Origin of the sequence: Crocosphaera chwakensis CCY0110, from assembly GCF_000169335.1 — a bacterium.
Classification (GTDB): domain Bacteria; phylum Cyanobacteriota; class Cyanobacteriia; order Cyanobacteriales; family Microcystaceae; genus Crocosphaera; species Crocosphaera chwakensis.
Map to the genome: position 1 here is coordinate 40,030 of NZ_AAXW01000025.1, position 18,005 is coordinate 58,034.

The 18,005-nt window shown below is 36.2% G+C and carries 13 protein-coding genes; 4 read left to right on the forward strand and 9 right to left on the reverse strand.

Annotation, left to right across the window (positions count from 1 at the left end; genetic code table 11):
• Positions 1 to 111: 111 nt before the first annotated feature.
• The gene (gene rpoD / locus CY0110_RS15845) at positions 112 to 1,401 is read left to right on the forward strand and encodes an RNA polymerase sigma factor RpoD (protein WP_269719986.1); all 1,290 of its coding nucleotides are present in this window, start codon (positions 112 to 114) and stop codon (positions 1,399 to 1,401) included.
• Positions 1,402 to 1,635: 234 nt separating this feature from the next.
• Here the strand turns inward: rpoD and CY0110_RS15850 are convergent, their stop codons facing one another.
• The 5 genes from CY0110_RS15850 to CY0110_RS27995 form a co-directional block, all read right to left on the reverse strand.
• Entirely contained in the window at positions 1,636 to 2,292 is a 657-nt protein-coding gene (locus CY0110_RS15850) for a DUF4079 domain-containing protein (RefSeq protein ID WP_008276495.1), read from the reverse strand.
• 225 nt (positions 2,293 to 2,517) lie between these two features.
• Complete coding sequence (locus tag CY0110_RS15855) at positions 2,518 to 2,850, reverse strand: hypothetical protein (RefSeq protein WP_008276496.1); 333 nt, start codon at positions 2,848 to 2,850, stop codon at positions 2,518 to 2,520.
• 260 nt (positions 2,851 to 3,110) lie between these two features.
• Positions 3,111 to 5,747, reverse strand: coding sequence for a hybrid sensor histidine kinase/response regulator (locus CY0110_RS15860; RefSeq protein WP_008276497.1), 2,637 nt, complete (start codon positions 5,745 to 5,747; stop codon positions 3,111 to 3,113).
• 181 nt (positions 5,748 to 5,928) lie between these two features.
• Positions 5,929 to 10,044, reverse strand: coding sequence for a GAF domain-containing protein (locus CY0110_RS15865; protein ID WP_008276498.1), 4,116 nt, complete (start codon positions 10,042 to 10,044; stop codon positions 5,929 to 5,931).
• Between the two features lie 62 nt (positions 10,045 to 10,106).
• Positions 10,107 to 10,598 (reverse strand): chemotaxis protein CheW, encoded by a 492-nt coding sequence (locus CY0110_RS27995; RefSeq protein ID WP_008276499.1) that lies wholly within the window; start codon positions 10,596 to 10,598, stop codon positions 10,107 to 10,109.
• Positions 10,599 to 11,064: 466 nt separating this feature from the next.
• Between CY0110_RS27995 and CY0110_RS15875 the strand changes: the two genes are divergently transcribed.
• Entirely contained in the window at positions 11,065 to 13,317 is a 2,253-nt protein-coding gene (locus tag CY0110_RS15875) for an EAL domain-containing protein (protein ID WP_008276500.1), read from the forward strand.
• Here CY0110_RS15875 and CY0110_RS15880 read toward each other — a convergent pair.
• A complete protein-coding gene (locus CY0110_RS15880) occupies positions 13,265 to 13,996 on the reverse strand; it encodes an ATP-binding response regulator (protein WP_008276501.1) in 732 nt (243 codons plus the stop codon). The genes CY0110_RS15875 and CY0110_RS15880 overlap by 53 nt on opposite strands.
• Positions 13,997 to 14,186: 190 nt before the next feature.
• Here CY0110_RS15880 and CY0110_RS15885 point away from each other — a divergent pair, with 190 nt between their 5' ends.
• Both CY0110_RS15885 and CY0110_RS15890 read left to right on the forward strand, forming a co-directional pair.
• The gene (locus CY0110_RS15885) at positions 14,187 to 14,975 is read left to right on the forward strand and encodes a M15 family metallopeptidase (protein WP_008276502.1); all 789 of its coding nucleotides are present in this window, start codon (positions 14,187 to 14,189) and stop codon (positions 14,973 to 14,975) included.
• Between the two features lie 17 nt (positions 14,976 to 14,992).
• Positions 14,993 to 15,853, forward strand: coding sequence for an SWIM zinc finger family protein (locus CY0110_RS15890; RefSeq protein WP_008276503.1), 861 nt, complete (start codon positions 14,993 to 14,995; stop codon positions 15,851 to 15,853).
• A 6-nt stretch (positions 15,854 to 15,859) separates the two neighbouring features.
• Here the strand turns inward: CY0110_RS15890 and CY0110_RS15895 are convergent, their stop codons facing one another.
• The 3 genes from CY0110_RS15895 to CY0110_RS15905 are packed head-to-tail and all read right to left on the reverse strand — an operon-like array spanning position 15,860 to position 17,986.
• A complete protein-coding gene (locus tag CY0110_RS15895) occupies positions 15,860 to 16,420 on the reverse strand; it encodes a hypothetical protein (RefSeq protein WP_008276504.1) in 561 nt (186 codons plus the stop codon).
• Between the two features lie 28 nt (positions 16,421 to 16,448).
• Positions 16,449 to 17,195, reverse strand: a complete 747-nt coding sequence (locus CY0110_RS15900) for an RNA methyltransferase (protein ID WP_008276505.1) — start codon at positions 17,193 to 17,195, stop codon at positions 16,449 to 16,451.
• On the reverse strand, positions 17,192 to 17,986 hold the full coding sequence (locus tag CY0110_RS15905) for a hypothetical protein (RefSeq protein ID WP_008276506.1): 795 nt from the start codon (positions 17,984 to 17,986) through the stop codon (positions 17,192 to 17,194). Before CY0110_RS15905 ends, CY0110_RS15900 begins: the two co-directional genes overlap by 4 nt.
• Between the last annotated feature and the right edge of the window lie 19 nt (positions 17,987 to 18,005).

Genomic DNA, 18,005 nt, shown 5'->3' on the forward strand with positions numbered 1-18,005 from the left:
TCATTATCCTCAAAAATCGCCATGATCTCATATCGTCTAAGAAAATTAGGTCTATCCTAGAAAATAGTCCAGCGAGACTCATTTAACTAACTCAACTAATCATTCACCCTTATTTCTAGTTTTGCACCGAAGGAGCAAGAGGAAAACGGTATGACGCAGGCTAACGACCTATTAACCCTTACTGAATCTCAGATGGAAGTAGCATTCTTTATTGATGAAGACCCAGACACATCTACTAATGATATTGCTGAAGCAGATGGTAAAAAAACACGCAAGATTACTGCTTCTCGTCGTCGAGATCCTGGGAAGAAAAAACCTTACACAGAGGATTCGATTCGGGTTTATTTGCAAGAAATAGGTCGCATTCGACTTTTGCGGGCTGAAGAAGAAATTGAATTAGCTCGTAAAATTGCTGATCTACTCCAACTTGAACGAATTAGAGAAGCATTATGGGAAGAACTTGATCAAGAACCTACGGATGAACAATGGGGCAAACGAATCTTTCAATGGGAAAATATTGAGCAAATGCTTCGCGCTCAATCATCAAAGGAGAAAGAACCTAAATGGTCTGAAGTAACAGATATGTTACAAAAGGCTGAGATAATTTCAGATTTAGAAAAAACCTGGAAGCTAGAATCTAAAGCTTATCTTCCTAAGTTTAAGCGTCGTTTATATTTAGGACGTAAAGCTAAGGATAAAATGGTTCATTCTAACCTCCGTTTAGTGGTTTCCATCGCTAAAAAATACATGAATCGCGGTTTATCTTTCCAAGATTTGATTCAGGAAGGATCATTAGGTTTGATTCGGGCTGCTGAAAAATTTGACCACGAGAAAGGCTATAAGTTCTCTACCTATGCTACTTGGTGGATTCGCCAAGCCATCACTAGAGCGATCGCCGATCAATCTCGCACCATTCGTCTTCCTGTCCATCTTTACGAAACTATCTCCCGTATCAAGAAAACAACAAAACTCCTTTCTCAAGAAATGCGTCGCAAGCCTACCGAAGAAGAAATTGCGACTCGCATGGAAATGACTATCGAGAAGTTACGTTTCATTGCCAAATCAGCACAACTTCCTATCTCTCTAGAAACCCCCATCGGGAAAGAAGAAGATTCCCGTTTGGGGGATTTTATTGAAGCGGATGGGGAAACCCCAGAAGATGAAGTCTCTAAAAACCTTTTACGGGAAGATTTAGAGAATGTCCTTGATACTTTAAGCCCCAGAGAAAGAGATGTCCTGCGGTTACGTTATGGCTTGGATGATGGCCGCATGAAAACCCTAGAGGAAATTGGCCAGATTTTCAATGTTACCCGTGAACGCATTCGTCAAATTGAAGCAAAAGCATTACGGAAGTTACGTCATCCTAACCGTAATAGTATTCTTAAAGAATATATTCGCTAAATCAACTCGCTAAAATCTTCTATCTTAAGAGAGAATTTAGCCAACAATAATTTAGCTTGATTGGGATGAGCGTAATCTCATCCCAATTCATTTATTTTATAGCGTTTCTCGGAGTTATGAGGTAAACACAACATCTGCCTTCTAGCTTTCAATAGGGATCACTTTTGTACCTTACCAATAAGGGAACTGCTATATAAAAGTAATTAGTTTCCAACTTTAGGAGCAATAGAATAGTTATCCTCCTAATTTATACTTTCCAATTTCTAATAAATCTCTAGTGCCTGTTATTCCTTGTCCCATAAATAATAATAAGGCGAAACAATTAAGAATAATATGAAATTTTCGCCAGCGATTTGATTTATCTTTATAAATATCTTCAATAATAGCTAAGGAAAAAATCATTAATAAAGCAGCAGTAATCCCATAATAATAATGGGAAATATACCACTCGTTCGTTCGACGAAATACTCCATCTTGACACCCTAAAATGATAATTCCCATTCCCGTCAATGTGGCAAAAATTCCCCGCCAATGTTTCTGTCTAGAAATATGAAGAAAATAGAGAGAAACAGCAGTTAAAATAAACATTAAAATAAGAAAAATAAATTGTAAGAAATTACTAGACCACATCTGATTTTTAATAATGTTTTCTCCAATGGGATAAGCTAGTCCAAATAAAGTGACAGCTATCACAAAACTAGACAACCAACGCCCTATTTTAAGATGTTCTGACCCCACAATAGGAGGAATTTTACTCTTATGATTGTCAATAATAGCTAAGCGTCTTTGACGAGTTTGCCAAGCAAAATAAGAAACAATTCCAATCAAAGGGAAAACGCAAATAATGGCTAATACAGGATGAATAATGAGCAAAAAATCAACAGGGTTCATGATTAATAACGTTATTCATTACTAATAACTTGTTAGCTTCAGCAAGCCAATAAGTCCTACCTGAAACTATATCTCAAATTATAATAACCATTACTTAAAATTTGATGAGAAAATCATGACTCTTCATTAATTAATAATGAAGAGGGAGGTTGTCGACAAAGATAAAACAATTATTAATTATTAATGATTTATTGATAACCTACCCTATTCTTCTTGCTTATGAACTCAGACAATTACTTCAAGAGGAGTCCCACTTTGTGGTGGGGGATAAATACGGATTCTCGCTTGTTTTCCTAGTTGATGTAAGTGATTGCTTACTGTCTCTAAGGATTTTAGAATTTGCCAAGTCAAGCCATTTTTAGGACAAATTAACACTAAAGTTAACCCATCACGACCAGTCGTTAAATTCCAACCGCATTTTGATAATAAATTTTGAGTTTGTTCATCACAAGAATTATAAAACAAACGGCTAACAATATCATTGAATTCCCAACATAATTCGAGATCGCCGGGAACCCAACAGGGTAAATCATCGGGAGGTAAAAAGGATGGATTCATAAGAAATATCAGGGATTTTTAATCTAACTTAATTTTTGTATAAAATGTTACAGAAGTCAAGACGAGAGTATATTAAGAATCATAAAAAGCATAAATACTTATCTTTTGTACCTTTGACAAAATTAGGTAGTTAAAGATAGGCAATCCGCAATAGAATTTTTTTTTGAGTTCAAGTACCTTCAAATTTATTGTCTATGTATAAATTGTTAAGTTTTTTGTACTGATATCTTGTATCAGTATGTAAGCATTGGTGCAATTGTTTAGAGACGTTTATCCTGTAGAACCTGTAAGATATCTAACAAATCTTTATCTAAATAAGGTTTGGTCAAATAATCTGTAGCACCTAGGGATTTTGCTAATTCACGAGACTCTTTACTATTACGAGAACTGAGCATGATAATGGGAAACCCATCTCCTTTTAACTGACGACAACGACTCAAAAATTCTAATCCATTCATTCGTGGCATTTCGATATCGCAAATCACAGCTGTAATATTAGATTCATTTTCTATATATAGCATTCCTTCCCATCCATCTTTTGCCAAAAACACTTCATAACCTACTTTTTCTAAAGTAATTGCTAAGGTTTGTCGAATAGTTAAAGAATCATCAATAATAAGAATTTTAGGTAGGATAGAAACATGAATATCAAAAGGTTCTTCGAGAAAACTAGCCTCAAATTCTGAACGTCGAAACCATTGTTCTAGAATAACTTGTCCTTCAATAACTGGAACTAAACGACCATCTCCTAAAATGGTACAACCAGACAAATAAGAAGGTGCATTAATCGCTTCATTAAACGGTTTAATGACTAAATCTTGTTCCATGACAATTTGATCAATTTTGAAAGCAATTGTTTGGGTTTTATCCGATAGTAATAGTAAGGTTATTTTCAGGGATTTTTGCGAGTTATTTTGAACAATAATTTCCTGAGCTTTGAGCTTACCGAATAACAGAGAATAGAGAGGAATTAATTTACCTTGATGGCGATAAAATACATCATCATTTTGAATTTTAAGGTCTCGCTGAGCAACAACTGTTAATGAGATTAAAGGAGTTTCTGCAATAGCAAATAAAGAACCCTGGACTTGAAACACTAATAATTTACTAATAGCTAATGTCAAGGGTAGACGGAGGGTAAATGTTGTCCCTTTTCCTGCTTCAGAAGTAACCTTTAAAGTTCCTTTTAAGGTTTGAATTTGTTGCTGAACAGCCGATAATCCCATCCCCCTCCCTGATAATTGACTAATTTGAGAAGCTGTAGATAACCCAGGGAAAAATAAATACTCATATAATCGTTTTTGAGATATTTTTTCTGCTTCAGTTTCTGATAATAAGTCCATCTCAATTATTTTCGATTTTAGTTTATCGAAATCAATGCCTTGACCATCATCTTTAACTTCAAAATAAGTATGATTACCATGATTATAAGTAAAAATTGTAATTGTTCCCGTGGAATTTTTTCCATAAGATTGACGAATAGAAGGAAATTCAATCCCATGATCAAACGCATTACGAACGAGATGAACTAAGGGGTCATAAAGTTTATCTAAAATTGCTTTGTCAACTAATGTATTAGTACCTTGTAATTCCAGACGAACTTGTTTATTTTCTTGTGCGCCGAGATCCCTGACCATACGAGGAAAAAGATTAAGCAGGTGTCCAACCGATACCATTTGGGCTTGTCGTAGATTTATTTGGACTTGTTTTAGGGTTTTTTGCCGTTGCCGAAGAATCTGTTGAAACCCTTGATTTAGTAACACAAAATCTTGAATTCCTTCTTTAATTTGCGCGAGATCATCTATCATGGTTCTTAAAGATTTCGGCAACTCTTTATAAGAATTACGCGTTAATTCTTGAAACCGAGAAAAACGTTGAATTAAATTTTCTAACGTCTCTTGATGTTGTTGATTATGTAATAAAAAACGGTTATCTTGCGTCACTAAATCTTCGACTAAATTATTCAATTTTCTGAGATATTGAACATCAACTCTCATTTCTAATGTAGGAGCAGGTGATTCAGCGATCGCTTGATAATTAAACGTCTGTTCTTCAAAATTTTTCGGTTGTTTTATTTCCTCATTTTCCTGAATCGTTTCATCTTTTTTTGTCTCATTTTCTTCATTAATGATTTGAGAGTTGATAGAAGATTTTGCAAGATTAATTAAAGCTTGAGATGGAGCGATTTCTGACGTATTATTACCTGATAAAACAGTTATTTGAGCCGATCGTAATTCTTCTAAAGCTAATTGACCAATTTCTTGAACAGCTTCAGGATGATATTTTAAGGCTTGAAGGATAGTTTTGGTAATCGCAACCAAACCTGAAAAATCGAGCAATTCACCTAATCCTTGGAAGATTTCAATTTGGGCTTTTAAGCCTTCTAACATGACAGTTTGATTAGGATTTTCTAAGATAGTTACTAAGCGATTAATTCCCTGTTTAACTTCTTCTGAAAAGAGAAAATGGGTAACGTCTGTTTCTTTTTGCTGTTGAGATTCAGGAAGAAGTATTTCTTTTACTTCTGTTACCATTTGGGTTTCTGTTTTTGCCTCTATTTGAGACATAATAGCTTGAATATTTTTAATCGCTACTTCTCCTTGGTGGTTTCCTGTCTTTATTTCTGCTTCTAAGGTAAAACGTAAACAATCATAAGCTTTGAGTAGTAAGTCTTCTAATTCGAGATCAATGACTGGTTTACGTTCATAAACAATCTTAAAAATTGTTTCTAATTCATGAGCTAATTGTTGAATTTGGGTTAAACCAATACAAGCTGCTCCTCCTTTAATTGAATGAGCAATTCGGATGAGATCATAAATTTTTAAAAGATTAGAATCTGAACGAAGTTTTAATAAACCAGATTCTAACTCCTGCAATCTTTCAGGAGATTCTTGCATAAAAAAGTTATATGATTCTGGGGAGTGAAAGTCGGAAACCATTGTAATAGTTTAGGATTTAATAGTTATTCAATAATTAGAGAGGCATATTTACCCTCTTCTTTCCAAACCACCCAAGGTTTACGGGGACGTTTTTCGCTGTTAATACCATTGTTTTATTAGTAATTGGTTATGTTTAGATTCACCGCACTTTAAATTGTGTCACACTTTTTTGCAGTGCTTGAGCCACCCTCAATAATTTCTCAAAAGAGTCTGCTTGTTCAATAGAACGTTCTGAGGTTTTTTGAGCAATGGTGTCTACTGCTTGCATGGTACTCGAAACAGACGCAGAGGTTTCGGCTTGAACGGTTGCTGCTTGGGCAATTTCTTCGACTAATGCTCGAATTTGTTCGCTAACTGTTGCAATAGAGGTAAGTTTTTCTCTCGTGGTTTCCACTAATTGAGTTCCAGCAATTACCTGTTCTTGTCCGGTTTCCATAGCAATAATCACCTGTTTGGTTTCTGTTTGAATTTCTTCAACCATTTCCTCAATTTCTTCTGCTGCTGCGCTTGAACGTTCTGAGAGAGAACGAACCTCATTCGCAACCACCGCAAACCCTTGTCCGTCTGGAGAGGATTCGTTGGCTTCAATAGAAGCATTTAAAGCTAATACTTGGGTTTGACTGGCAAAATCTCGAATTAAACTGACCACACGGGAAATCTTTTGAGATGCTTCCCCTAACCGTTTGAGTTTTTCAGCCGTTTCTTCTACTGTCTCTTGAATGGCTAAAATGTTGTCTACAGTATGATTCATTGCCTCATCCCCTTCTTTGACGCTTTGATCAGCTTGTTCAACTTTTAACTTGGCTTGTTGAGCATTAGCAGCGACACTTTGAATGGAATCAGCCATCTCTTGACTTTGGCTGAGAGCTTCTGTAATAGCTGCTGAGGCTTGTTGGGCTTCTTGGGCAAGGCTTTTAATATCGTCAGCACTGCGATTGGCTGTTTGGGTAACTGCCTGGGAGGCAGCTTGAACTTTTAGGACTAAATGCTGTAAATTTTCGAGGGTTTTATTAATAAATAGAGCAACTCGGCCAATTTCTCCTCTGGATACATTAGTACGAACGGTTAAGTTCCCTTTAAACGCCCCATTCACATCTTTAAGTAAGGTATCGAGTTGACGTTGAATGGCTTCTTTTTGCTTTCGTTGTTCTTGGGAAGCCGTTTCTGCCGTTTGACGAGCTTGTTGGAGTTGTTCAATATAAGTGATATGGTCGAGAGCGTATTCAGTTTGGGTGGCTAACTCAGATAAAAAGTCAATATCTGATTTTTGCCATACTCTCGGTTCAGAACAGTGATGAGCAATCATCAAACCAAATAATTCATTATTTTTGCGGAGTGGGACAACTAAATTGGCTTTCACTTCGTACTGTTCTAGGGTACGAATATGACAATCTGTTAAACCCGATTCATTGTAAATGTCATTAATCGCTCTGACACGACCATTGCGATACCAATCAATATAGCGACCGCGAAAACAAGGATCGTCAATCGTTTGTCCTAAGACTTTGGGAAACCCTTCGGCAACGGATTCGGCAATCATAATACCACTGCCATCCTCATTAAAGCGATAAATTAACACCCGATCGGTTTCTAGGGTTTTTCTAGCCCCTTTTACCGCACTGACGAGAATATCTTCCATATTCAAAGAACGTCGGGCCCGAAAAGCAATATCCCCAAATAAACGAGCTTGTCCGACTGTTTCTTGTATTTTTTCAATAAAATTCAAATGATCGAGAGCATATTCTACTTGAGTGGCGACTTGGGAGACAAAATCAATCTCTTCTTTTTCCCAAAACCGAGTAGTTGCACATTGATGAACAATCAGTAACCCGTATAATTCCCCATTTTGGCGTAGGGGGGCGACAATATTGGCTTTGATTTCATATTTTTCTAACGTCCGAATATGACAATCGGTTAAACCGGGTTCATTATAAATATCATTGATCGCTCGGACTCTTCCTTTTTGATAGGCTTCCACATACTGACCCCGAAAACAAGGATCGTCAATTTTTTGGGCGAGAACGTGAGGAAAGCCATCAACGACCGATTCTGCTACCATCGTACCACTCCAGTCGGGGTGAAACTGATAAATTAAGACGCGATCGCTGTTCAAAATTTTGCGAGTTCCTTTGACGGTGGTTTGGAAAATTTCCTGTAAATTTCTAGATTGGCGGGTACGGAAGGCGATTTCACCAAAAAACCAAGCTCTTTTAGATCCTGCTTCTTGTTGGTTAATAAAGTTGACATAATCTAAGGAATATTCAACTTCAGTCCCTAATTGAGAGAGAAAATCGAGTTCCCAAGGTTCCCAGAGATGAGTCTCTGCACAATGATGGGCGATGAGTAACCCGTATAGTTTCTCGTTTTTCCGCAAAGGAACGACTAGATTAGCTTTGACTTTGTATTTATCTAAGAGATTAATATGACAATCCGTTAAACCGGGTTCATTATGAATATCATTAATGGCTCGGATGCGACCTTCTTGATATTGAATAGCATGACGTTTTTCAAAGCAAGGATCGGTAATGGTTTCACTGAGAACAGAAGGGAATTCTTCGCCGACTGATTCGGCGATCATTGTTCCACTCCAATCAGGGTTAAACTTATAGACAACCACGCGATCAGCTTGCAGAATATCTTTGGCCCCGTCAACGGCAGTATTCAATAAGACATCTAATTCAGGGATTTGGCGTGTACGATAAGCAATACTACTAAACAGTTGTCTTTGTCTGGTTTCTCGTTCTTTTTCCGTTAAAACGTGAATAAATTTGATATGATATTCAAGTTCGTTGGCTAATTGAGAAAGAAAATCGATATCTTCTTTTTCCCACTGTTTTGGACCAGAACAATGATGAGCGATCAATAATCCATAGAGTTTTTCATCTCCCCGAATGGGAACGACTAAATTAGCCCGTACTTTATATTGTTCTAAGAGGTTAATATAGCAATCCGTCATCCCAGGTTCAGTATAAATATCATTAATAGCTCGAATACGGCCACTTTGATATTGAGCAGCATGGCGTTTTTCAAAACAGGGATCAATAATGGTTTCACTGAGGACACTAGGAAATTCGTCATCGACAGATTCTGCTACCATCGTACCACTCCAATCTGGGTTAAATTGATAAACTACTACCCGATCAGTTTTGAGGATCTCTCTGGCTCCTTCTAGGGCAATATTAAATAAAGACTCTAAATTAGGGGTTTGACGAGTCCGATAAGCAATACTGCTCAAGAGTTGTCTTTGCTTGGTTTCTCGCTCTTTTTCATGTAATGTATGAATAAATTTGAGATGATATTCGACTTCAACCGCTAATTGAGAAAGAAAATTAATCTCGGATCTTTGCCATACTCGAATACCAGAACATTGATGAGCAATTAATAATCCATAAAGTTTTTCATCGTCCCTTAAAGGAACCACTAAATTAGCTTTGACTTGATATTTTTCTAAGAGATTAATATGACAATCCGTTAAACCGGGTTCATTATAAATATCATTAATAGCTCGAATACGACCATTTTGATATTGAACAGCATGACGTTCTACAAAACAGGGATCACCAATGGTTTCATGGAGAACTTTGGGGAATTCTTCGGCAACAGATTCTGCTACCATTGTTCCTGTCCAATCAGGATTAAACTTATAAATAACGACCCGATCGCTGTTCAGATTTTTTCTAGCTTCTTCAACAGTGGTTTGGTATAAAACGTCAAGACTTGCTGTTTCACGGGTACGAAAAGCGAGGGTTGCTAATAATTTTTGTTGTTGTATTGTTTGTTCTTGAGCTTGAGGAACACCAGGCCAATGAGACGATAAATATTGAAGACGGGTTTCTAATTCAGTTAAATCATCCCCTGATGTTTTTAATGTATCAGGTTGGGTTTGATCTAATTTTTTAATGGTATCGAGGGAATTTTTGATCTGTTTTGAAGTCCGTTTAATCAGTAAAGTTGTTGTTATTCCTGCGACTAAGGACACCATTCCGATTTCTAATACTAGAGTGATTGGTGTTGTTTTTGCCATTGAATTAACTAGGTTAATTAATAAAACAGGTAAAGAAGATCCCACTATTGCTAACAGCGTCACTTGTTTTTTTAAACCTAGCGATCGCCAACCTTTATAAACTTTAGCAATATATTCTGATTTCAGGATTGGCTCTTCTCCTTTCTCTGTTTGAATTGAACCATTATTTTGATTGTCAGTGTAAATATTCGTATTTTTTGTTGAAGACTGTTTTTTAGGATTTTGTATCATGGATAAATTTCTCTATTTAATATTATTTGTTGGTGTTGGTTTGACTCCCTCAAAATAGAGGATTAATAGGATAGTTGTTTTTTCTTAAGTAAATCAAAGATTTTTTCTCCTTCCAATTGCAAAAATAATTGTTTTTCTTTACCTTGATGTTCGCTATTCAAGCAATAAGCAAGTTCCCAAGGAATGGATTTGATCAACACTTCTGGTGGTTTAAGATCTGCATAACTGATTAATTGTCCGATTTGACGAACCGCTAACCCAATCACCTTGTTATCTTGACGCATCACAATAATACTATAGGGATTATGATAACTTTCTTGTAAGAAAGGGGAAAGGGTAAAAAGACAAGCCAAGTCAACCACCCATAAAACTTCCCCTCGACGATGATAAACTCCCATGACTGATGATAAGACACCATAGATAGGAACAATATGATTAGGAGCAATCTTGATAATTTCTCTAATCATATTCGTAGATAACATAGCTTGAATCTCTGGGGTTAGGTGAAAACATAAAAATTTATAATGTCGGTTAAGGGGAAAGTTCGTATTCATTTAAGCATTAACAATTATTGACAATCAGAGAATTTGGACTAAAAAAGGGTATCTTATCAAAGTTTTATAGCATTTTCTTAAAATTCTTGACTTCAGGGTTTATACTGTTGTAGTATCCCGTTTTATATGATTTTTATATCAAAGATTGGGTATTCTAAAATGAATACTGAGTTTAATTAACCTCGGAATCTTAAAATCTCATGGAATAATAGGCGAAAATCTTAAGTATTAATTAAGATTTTTGTGTCTATCATCCTTGACCTCCCAATCAATTTAACAAACTCTATAATTTATATCCGCGATCTAGCCTTTCTCTAACGTGAAAAGTACGCAAAATCTCTATTTATTACTTTTTACTTTCTATATCAAAACTCAATTGTCTGTACTTAACCCAGAAGAGAACTGCTATATTAACTTTCAATTCTCCGTTTAAAACGTTTAAATAATTCCTTTTTCACGACATCCTATGACTTCCCCGTCTAAAGCTCCTCACACCACTGCGTCTGCTATTATCGCTTTACAAGACACTCGTCACAGTTTAGAACATCCAGAATCTTATCAAATTGCCAAATTACTTAAAATCAACGAAAAACTAAAGGCTGAAGTCCATAAATATCAACGTTCAGAAACAGCTTTATTATCAACCAAAAGTCAGTTACATCGTCTCCTCTCCTGTAGTCCAGTGGTGATTTACAGTCGTCAAGCATCGGACGGGTTTGCTTTAACATTTATTAGTAATAGTATTCAGCAATTTGGTTACCAACCTAGAGAATTTTTAAAAGATAGAAAATTTTGGTCTCATTGCATTCATCCTGAAGACATCTTGGAAGTTTGCGCTCAACTCCTTAATTTATTTGCTGAAGAAACCCAAATTTGCCAATATCGTCTAAGAGATCACAATGGTAATTATCGTTGGGTACAAGATCAACGAAAACTAATGCGAGACGAGATGGGAAATGCAACAGAAATTATTGGTTCTTGGCAAGATATTACAGAACGAAAAGAAATTGAACAAGCTCTTTTTTGTGAAAAAGAACTAGCTCAAGTTACCTTAAAATCCATTGGAGATGGGGTCATTACCACCAATTTTTCTGGAGAAGTTTTATATCTCAATCCTGTAGCTGAAAAACTGACTGGTTGGACTGTTGAGACAGCAAAAGGCAAACCCGTAACAGCCATCTTTCAAACCATTAACGAACTCAATGAGGAACCGATAGAAAGTTGTGTATGCCAACTATTGCGTCAAGAAACTTCAATCTGTGTTAACGATGATATTTTACTCATCTCTCGCGACGGAAGTCGATACGCCATTGATGAATCAGCTTCCCCTATCTACAATCACAATCAAGAAATGATTGGTACTGTTTTAGTCTTCCGCGATGTCACCAAACCCCGTCAATTAGCGCGTAAAATTGCTTGGCAAGCCAATCATGATGGGTTAACAAAATTAATGAATCGACGCAGCTTTGAAGAACAACTAGACAGAGCTATTTTAGAGGCACGAACCCATCAAAATAGCCATATTCTCTGTTATTTGGATTTAGATCAATTCAAAGTAGTTAATGATACCTGCGGTCATATTGCTGGGGATGAATTGTTACGTCAATTAGCAGAATTATTCAATCATCAAGTTCGTACCAGTGACAAGATTGCTCGTTTAGGAGGGGACGAATTTGGTATTCTTCTTCATCAATGTCCTCTTCAAGCGGGTAAACAAATTGCTGATAAACTTCGCAAGCTGATCGAGGATTTTCGATTTACTTGGGATGATAAAACCTTTGCCATTGGTGCAAGTATTGGTTTAGTTGAAATTAACGAAGATACCTTAGATTTGAACAGTTTATTAAGTGCTGCTGATGCAGCTTGTTATGCAGCCAAAGACAATGGTAGAAATCGACTACACATCTATCAAGCGGACGATCATGAAGTAGCAAAGCAGAGAGAAGAGAGACAGTGGATCTCAAAAATTCACTTAGCACTAGAAGAGAATCGTTTCTGTTTATATCAACAAAAAATTATCCCCGTTAACCCCTCAAAAAAGGGTCAAAACAATCATAATGAATTATTAATACGCATGATCGATAGGGAAGGCAAGATCGTACCTCCCATGGCCTTTATCCCGGCTGCAGAACGCTATGATTTGATGCCAGTCTTAGATCGATGGGTTGTGAGTCACTTTTTTAAGTATTATTCCACCCTAACGAACAGTCAAAAACAGGAAATATATACTATCAATCTTTCAGGAAGTAGTTTAACCAGTGAGCAGTTTCTTAATTTTCTCAAGCAACAATTAAAGGAACATCCCATCTCTCCAGAAACCCTTTGTTTTGAAATTACAGAAACCACTGCCATTGCTAATTTGAGTAAAGCGATCACGTTTATTCGTGAACTGAAAAAAATAGGATGTCATTTTGCTTTAGATGATTTTGGCAGTGGAATGAGTTCTTTTGGTTATTTAAAAAATTTACCCATTGATTATTTAAAAATTGATGGCAGTTTTATTAAAGATATTCTTAAAGATCCCATCGATTGTGAGATGGTTGAATGTATTAATCGAGTTGGTCACGTTATGGGGATTCAAACTATTGCTGAATTTGTAGAAAGTAATGAAATTCTTCAAAAATTACAGAAAATGAATATAGACTATGCACAAGGCTATGGTATTGCTAAACCTTGTCCTTTATTTGATAGTCTTCAAACTCAGAATCAAGAAAATTAAATTGATTCAGCACTTGAGCATTTTCAGGGGTCAAAATTCTCTGTAATTCCGATATTTTATTGACCATTGCCAAAAAACGCGCAGATTCTTGTTGTAAAGTTTTAATATGAATATTACGTTCTTCTTCTGTGGATGAATTTTTTAACTGATCTAGGGTACTAACCATAAATGAGAGGGGTTTACGAATAGTATGAGATAAATATTCCAAAAGCGTGTCTTTCGCCTGCAGTAATTCTTGCAGTTTTTCTATTTTTTGTTCTAAGGTTTCAGTTGATTCAGTTAGGTTTGAATATCGTTGCAAGAAAACTTGTTTCTTTCTCAATCTTGAAGTAATCGCTGCACGCAACTGTTCGCTAGTAACAGGTTTATTGAGATAATCATCTGCTCCTAATTCCATCCCATGACGAAGATCCTCATTATTGCTAGAAACTGTAAGAAAAATAAAAGGAATAGTTGCTGTTTGAGGATCTTTTTGTAGTTCATTTAAGACATCATACCCGTCTAATTCAGGCATTAAAATATCACAAATAATTAACTCAGGTAAATGAATTTGAGCTAATTCAATTCCTTGACGACCATCTTCTGCTTCGATGGGATAAAATCCTTCTATCTCTAAAAATTTTAAAAGGTTTGTTCGAGTTGCTCGATCATCTTCAATAATAAGAATTTTTTGTTTCATTTTCCCCCATCCATTTAATATAACGTTAATTTGTACTTTCTCTATAATATAGGTTAAATCTATAGTCCATTGATATCTAACCAGTTGTCATCATCCCTTTACCCTCTTCAGCAAGTTGCACAACAAAACCGATATAATGTTAAATTCCCTCTAAAATATGAATAAGGGTTGATTTATTCATTAGCGATCAATGAACAATAAAAAAAAACAAAGATCCACAGAAGATATTCCTGAAGCATTACGAGATATTCCAGTGTCTCCTAAATCATCTTCTGTAAACCCTAGACTAATTATGCTTGGGTTAGGTGGGTTGATTATAATAGTTCTTGGGATTTCAGGGATTATAATGTTGGTTTCCTCCTTGTCTCAACCTAATACGGTATCCGTTGAACCAACCCCATCACCGACTCCTACCCCATCACCAGAAACAATCGAAAATATTTTAGGACATTTACCTTACGAAGAAGCTGATCCCAGTCAATTAAAAGCTATTACAAACGACGGAAACATTAAACTGAGGAAAAAAGCAGCCGATAGCTTCTTACAAATGCAGCGAGATGCGCGAGCAAGTGGCATTATTTTAAATCCAATTTCGGGTTTTAGAACCGTTGAACAACAAAAATATTTATTTTTTGAAATTAAACGTCAACGAAACCAGGATACTCGTGAAAGGGCTGAAGTTAGCGCACCTCCAAAGTATAGCGAACATCATACAGGATATGCTGTTGATATCGGTGATGGTCAAGTTCCTGCTACTAATTTAAGCGAAAATTTTGAACAAACCCCTGCCTTTCGCTGGTTAGAAAATAATGCAGCAAAATATAGTTTTGAATTGTCATTTCCCCGTAATAATTCCCAGGGAATTAGTTATGAACCTTGGCACTGGAGATATGTGGGAGATACTGATAGTTTGAAAACGTTTTACGAAGCACAACAATTACAAAATAATTTCTCTTCTGACGAAAATGTAGTTAATTAAGATCAAGTTTATTTATTATGACACAAGCTAATGTAGCACAAGGCGGTAATAATTTACCTCAGCAGGAATGGTGGGTAATTCGTTGGTTAGAATTATTGGATTCCTATCGCTTTAAAAAACGGTTAGAACGAGCAAGAAATTATGCTAGAGAAGGTCATGTATTAAGTATTGAATTTTCTGGCTCTGAGGTATTATCTAAAGTCCAAGGAACAGAACCAGATCCTTATCAAGTTTCTCTTTCTCTTGATCCTTTTACGGATGAAGATTGGAATTTTATTATTGAAAGTTTATCAAAAAAAGCTATTTTTTCTGCTCAATTATTAGCAGGAAAAATGCCTGATAATATTGAAAAAGTTTTTACAGAAAATGGTTTGAGTGTTTTCCCTTTTACTTTATCTGATGTTCATTCCCGTTGTAGTTGTCCCGATAAAGCTAACCCTTGCAAACATATTGGAGCAATTTATTATCAATTGGCTGAAAGATTTAGCGAAGATCCTTTTATTATTTTTCAATTGAGAGGAAGAACCAAAACACAAATCTTAGAAGGCTTGAGGCAACTCCGTAAACAACAAAGAAATCCCCAGGAAACTCCATCAGAAAATAGTGAACAGGTAATTAAAAAAGAGCAAAAAGTAAAAGGAAAAGAAAAGCAAGAACATCAGGAATTAAATGTCAAAAACTTTTGGCAATATAAAGAATCTTTAGATCCATCTTTAGTTGTTATTGTCCCTCCTCCAGATAATAAAACAGTATTAGATGTTCTAGGAAACATACCATTAGCTTATGAAGAAGCGAAAACTGTTAAAGATTATCTTCAACAAGTTTATCAAATGGTGTCACAACAAGCAATGATGACAGCATTAAATCGAGATGAATAATTAATATTATATGTTAGGAATTATAGTGATTAAAAAGTCAATTAAAGACATCTGAGATACCATAGTTTGCTTAGAAGATATGGTTTGTGTCATCCAACCTTGAACTAGATGAGGCGATCGCCATAAATCCAAATGTTCAACAGCAGGATCAGCATAAAAATTAATTGATCCTGTACCTAATAGAATAGAACTATCATGAGTAAATTGGTCATGGCTAACGCGATAAATGGGAAAAGGACCAAATAAAGGAACTCCCCACCCATCAAAAGCAATTAACCCTTTAATCGTATTGCCTTGTAACTGCCATTGCCAAGCAGCAGTAATAGCTGCAACTACCCCTGCGCTAAAAGCAATAATCGTTAATTTTTGTGATTTTTCATAGCATTTTTTTTGTAAATAATGTAATAAATGAAATCCAGAATAAGGGGGATATTTATCCGTTGGAAAGATTAATAAATTCTCTCGATTAATTGAGGAATGGCTAAAATTTGTGAGAAAAGAATCCGTCAAAGCCAGATCATGAAATCCAGGACATATTAAATATAAACTAGACTCTTCTGTATCCATAAAAAACTAAATTGATTTGATATTTTTCTTATTTATTTTTTGATGAAAAATCTTGACAAGCCCAATCAACTTGTCGCAAAATACCCCGTAATAAGGCTACTTCTTCTGTTGTTAGGTTAGCTTTATTGTAAAGTCTGCGAAATTTCTCTAGACGGGCTTTAGCCGTATGAGGATAAAGATAACCAATTTTCAGTAAAACCGCTTCTAAATGTTGATAATATCCTTCTAAAGCTTCAAAAGCAGCAGGATCAAAAGAGGGATTTGATGTATTTTCAAGGGGGTTTTGCGCTACTTGATAAAGTTCGTAACTACAGACAGCCACAGCTTGTGCTAAATTTAGGGAAGAATAGTCAGAGTTAGCCGGAATACAGACAAAACGTTGAGCATAACTGAGTTCTTCATTATTTAAGCCCCGATCTTCAGGCCCGAATATTAATGCCGTGTTTAAATCGTCAGTTAATAACCAGGGTAAAGCGTTGCGTGGGGTTTCGAGATGGGTAGGGAGAGAAAGCGATCGCCCTGTAGTAGCGATGATCCGATGACACCCTTGTAATGCTTGGGGAATGGTATCAACAACTTGAGACTTCTCTAACACATCAATTCCATGAACAGCCATCAGTCTAGCTTCTTCACCGAGGCGATCGCAATGAGGTTTTACTAAAAATAGCTGATTTAAGCTCATATTTTTCATTACACGGGCTACAGATCCCACATTTAAAGGCCCTGCCGGTTCTACCAAAACAATACGAACTCTAGTCAGCGCAGTTTCATTCATTCAGATTTATGATAATTATTTTTCACTGGTTTAATGGGTTTCGGTAAGGGAAGACGACGAGGAGAAGACAGGGGACGATCTAAACTTGGGCTAGAAGGTGAAGGGTGGTCGCTCTTTGGGGAGGGTTTTTGAGGGCGAAATTGTGATGAACTTCGTTTTTTGTCCCATGAACCCTTCTTTTGACCCATACTTCCTAAATTAGTCCCTGTTTTAATAGTCAGTTGATTTTCGAGCAGTTCTACACTCAAGTCCCAAAAACACCCCACTGCTTTGTCAGGAAGGGTCCCTTGTAATTTTAATTTAAAAAACTTAGGTTTTCCGGAGGCGTTCTTAGGAGACTGACGAATTTTAACAATGACAATTTTTTTGGGATGGGACGCATAAACGACTTGTCCCCGAATCGAAAAGTCTCCACTTTTAATAGGAACCCCAGAGGATAAGTCGTCTTCAGATAGGGATAAATTGCTTCTTTCTGGATGTAGCGTTTCTGGTTCCCAGACTCCAGCAATTTGTAATTGGAGTTGATCGTTAGCGAATCGAGTTCGGGGGTAAACAATCCACAAATGAGGTTGATCTAAATCAATATGTTTTTTGAATAAACTCAGCACTTTACCGAGGACAACAGTATCAATAATATTGCCCTCTTTTGTAATTAGTATTCCTCTGGTTTGATGTTCTTGGGAACGCTGATACTGACCCTCAATTAATCCAATTGCCCGATATTGTCTAGGACGACTCGGAGAAGGAATCGGAACATTGTTTTGAAGGTCATTGTCTGAGGAAGATAGCATAATTTAAGCCGAGTTACCG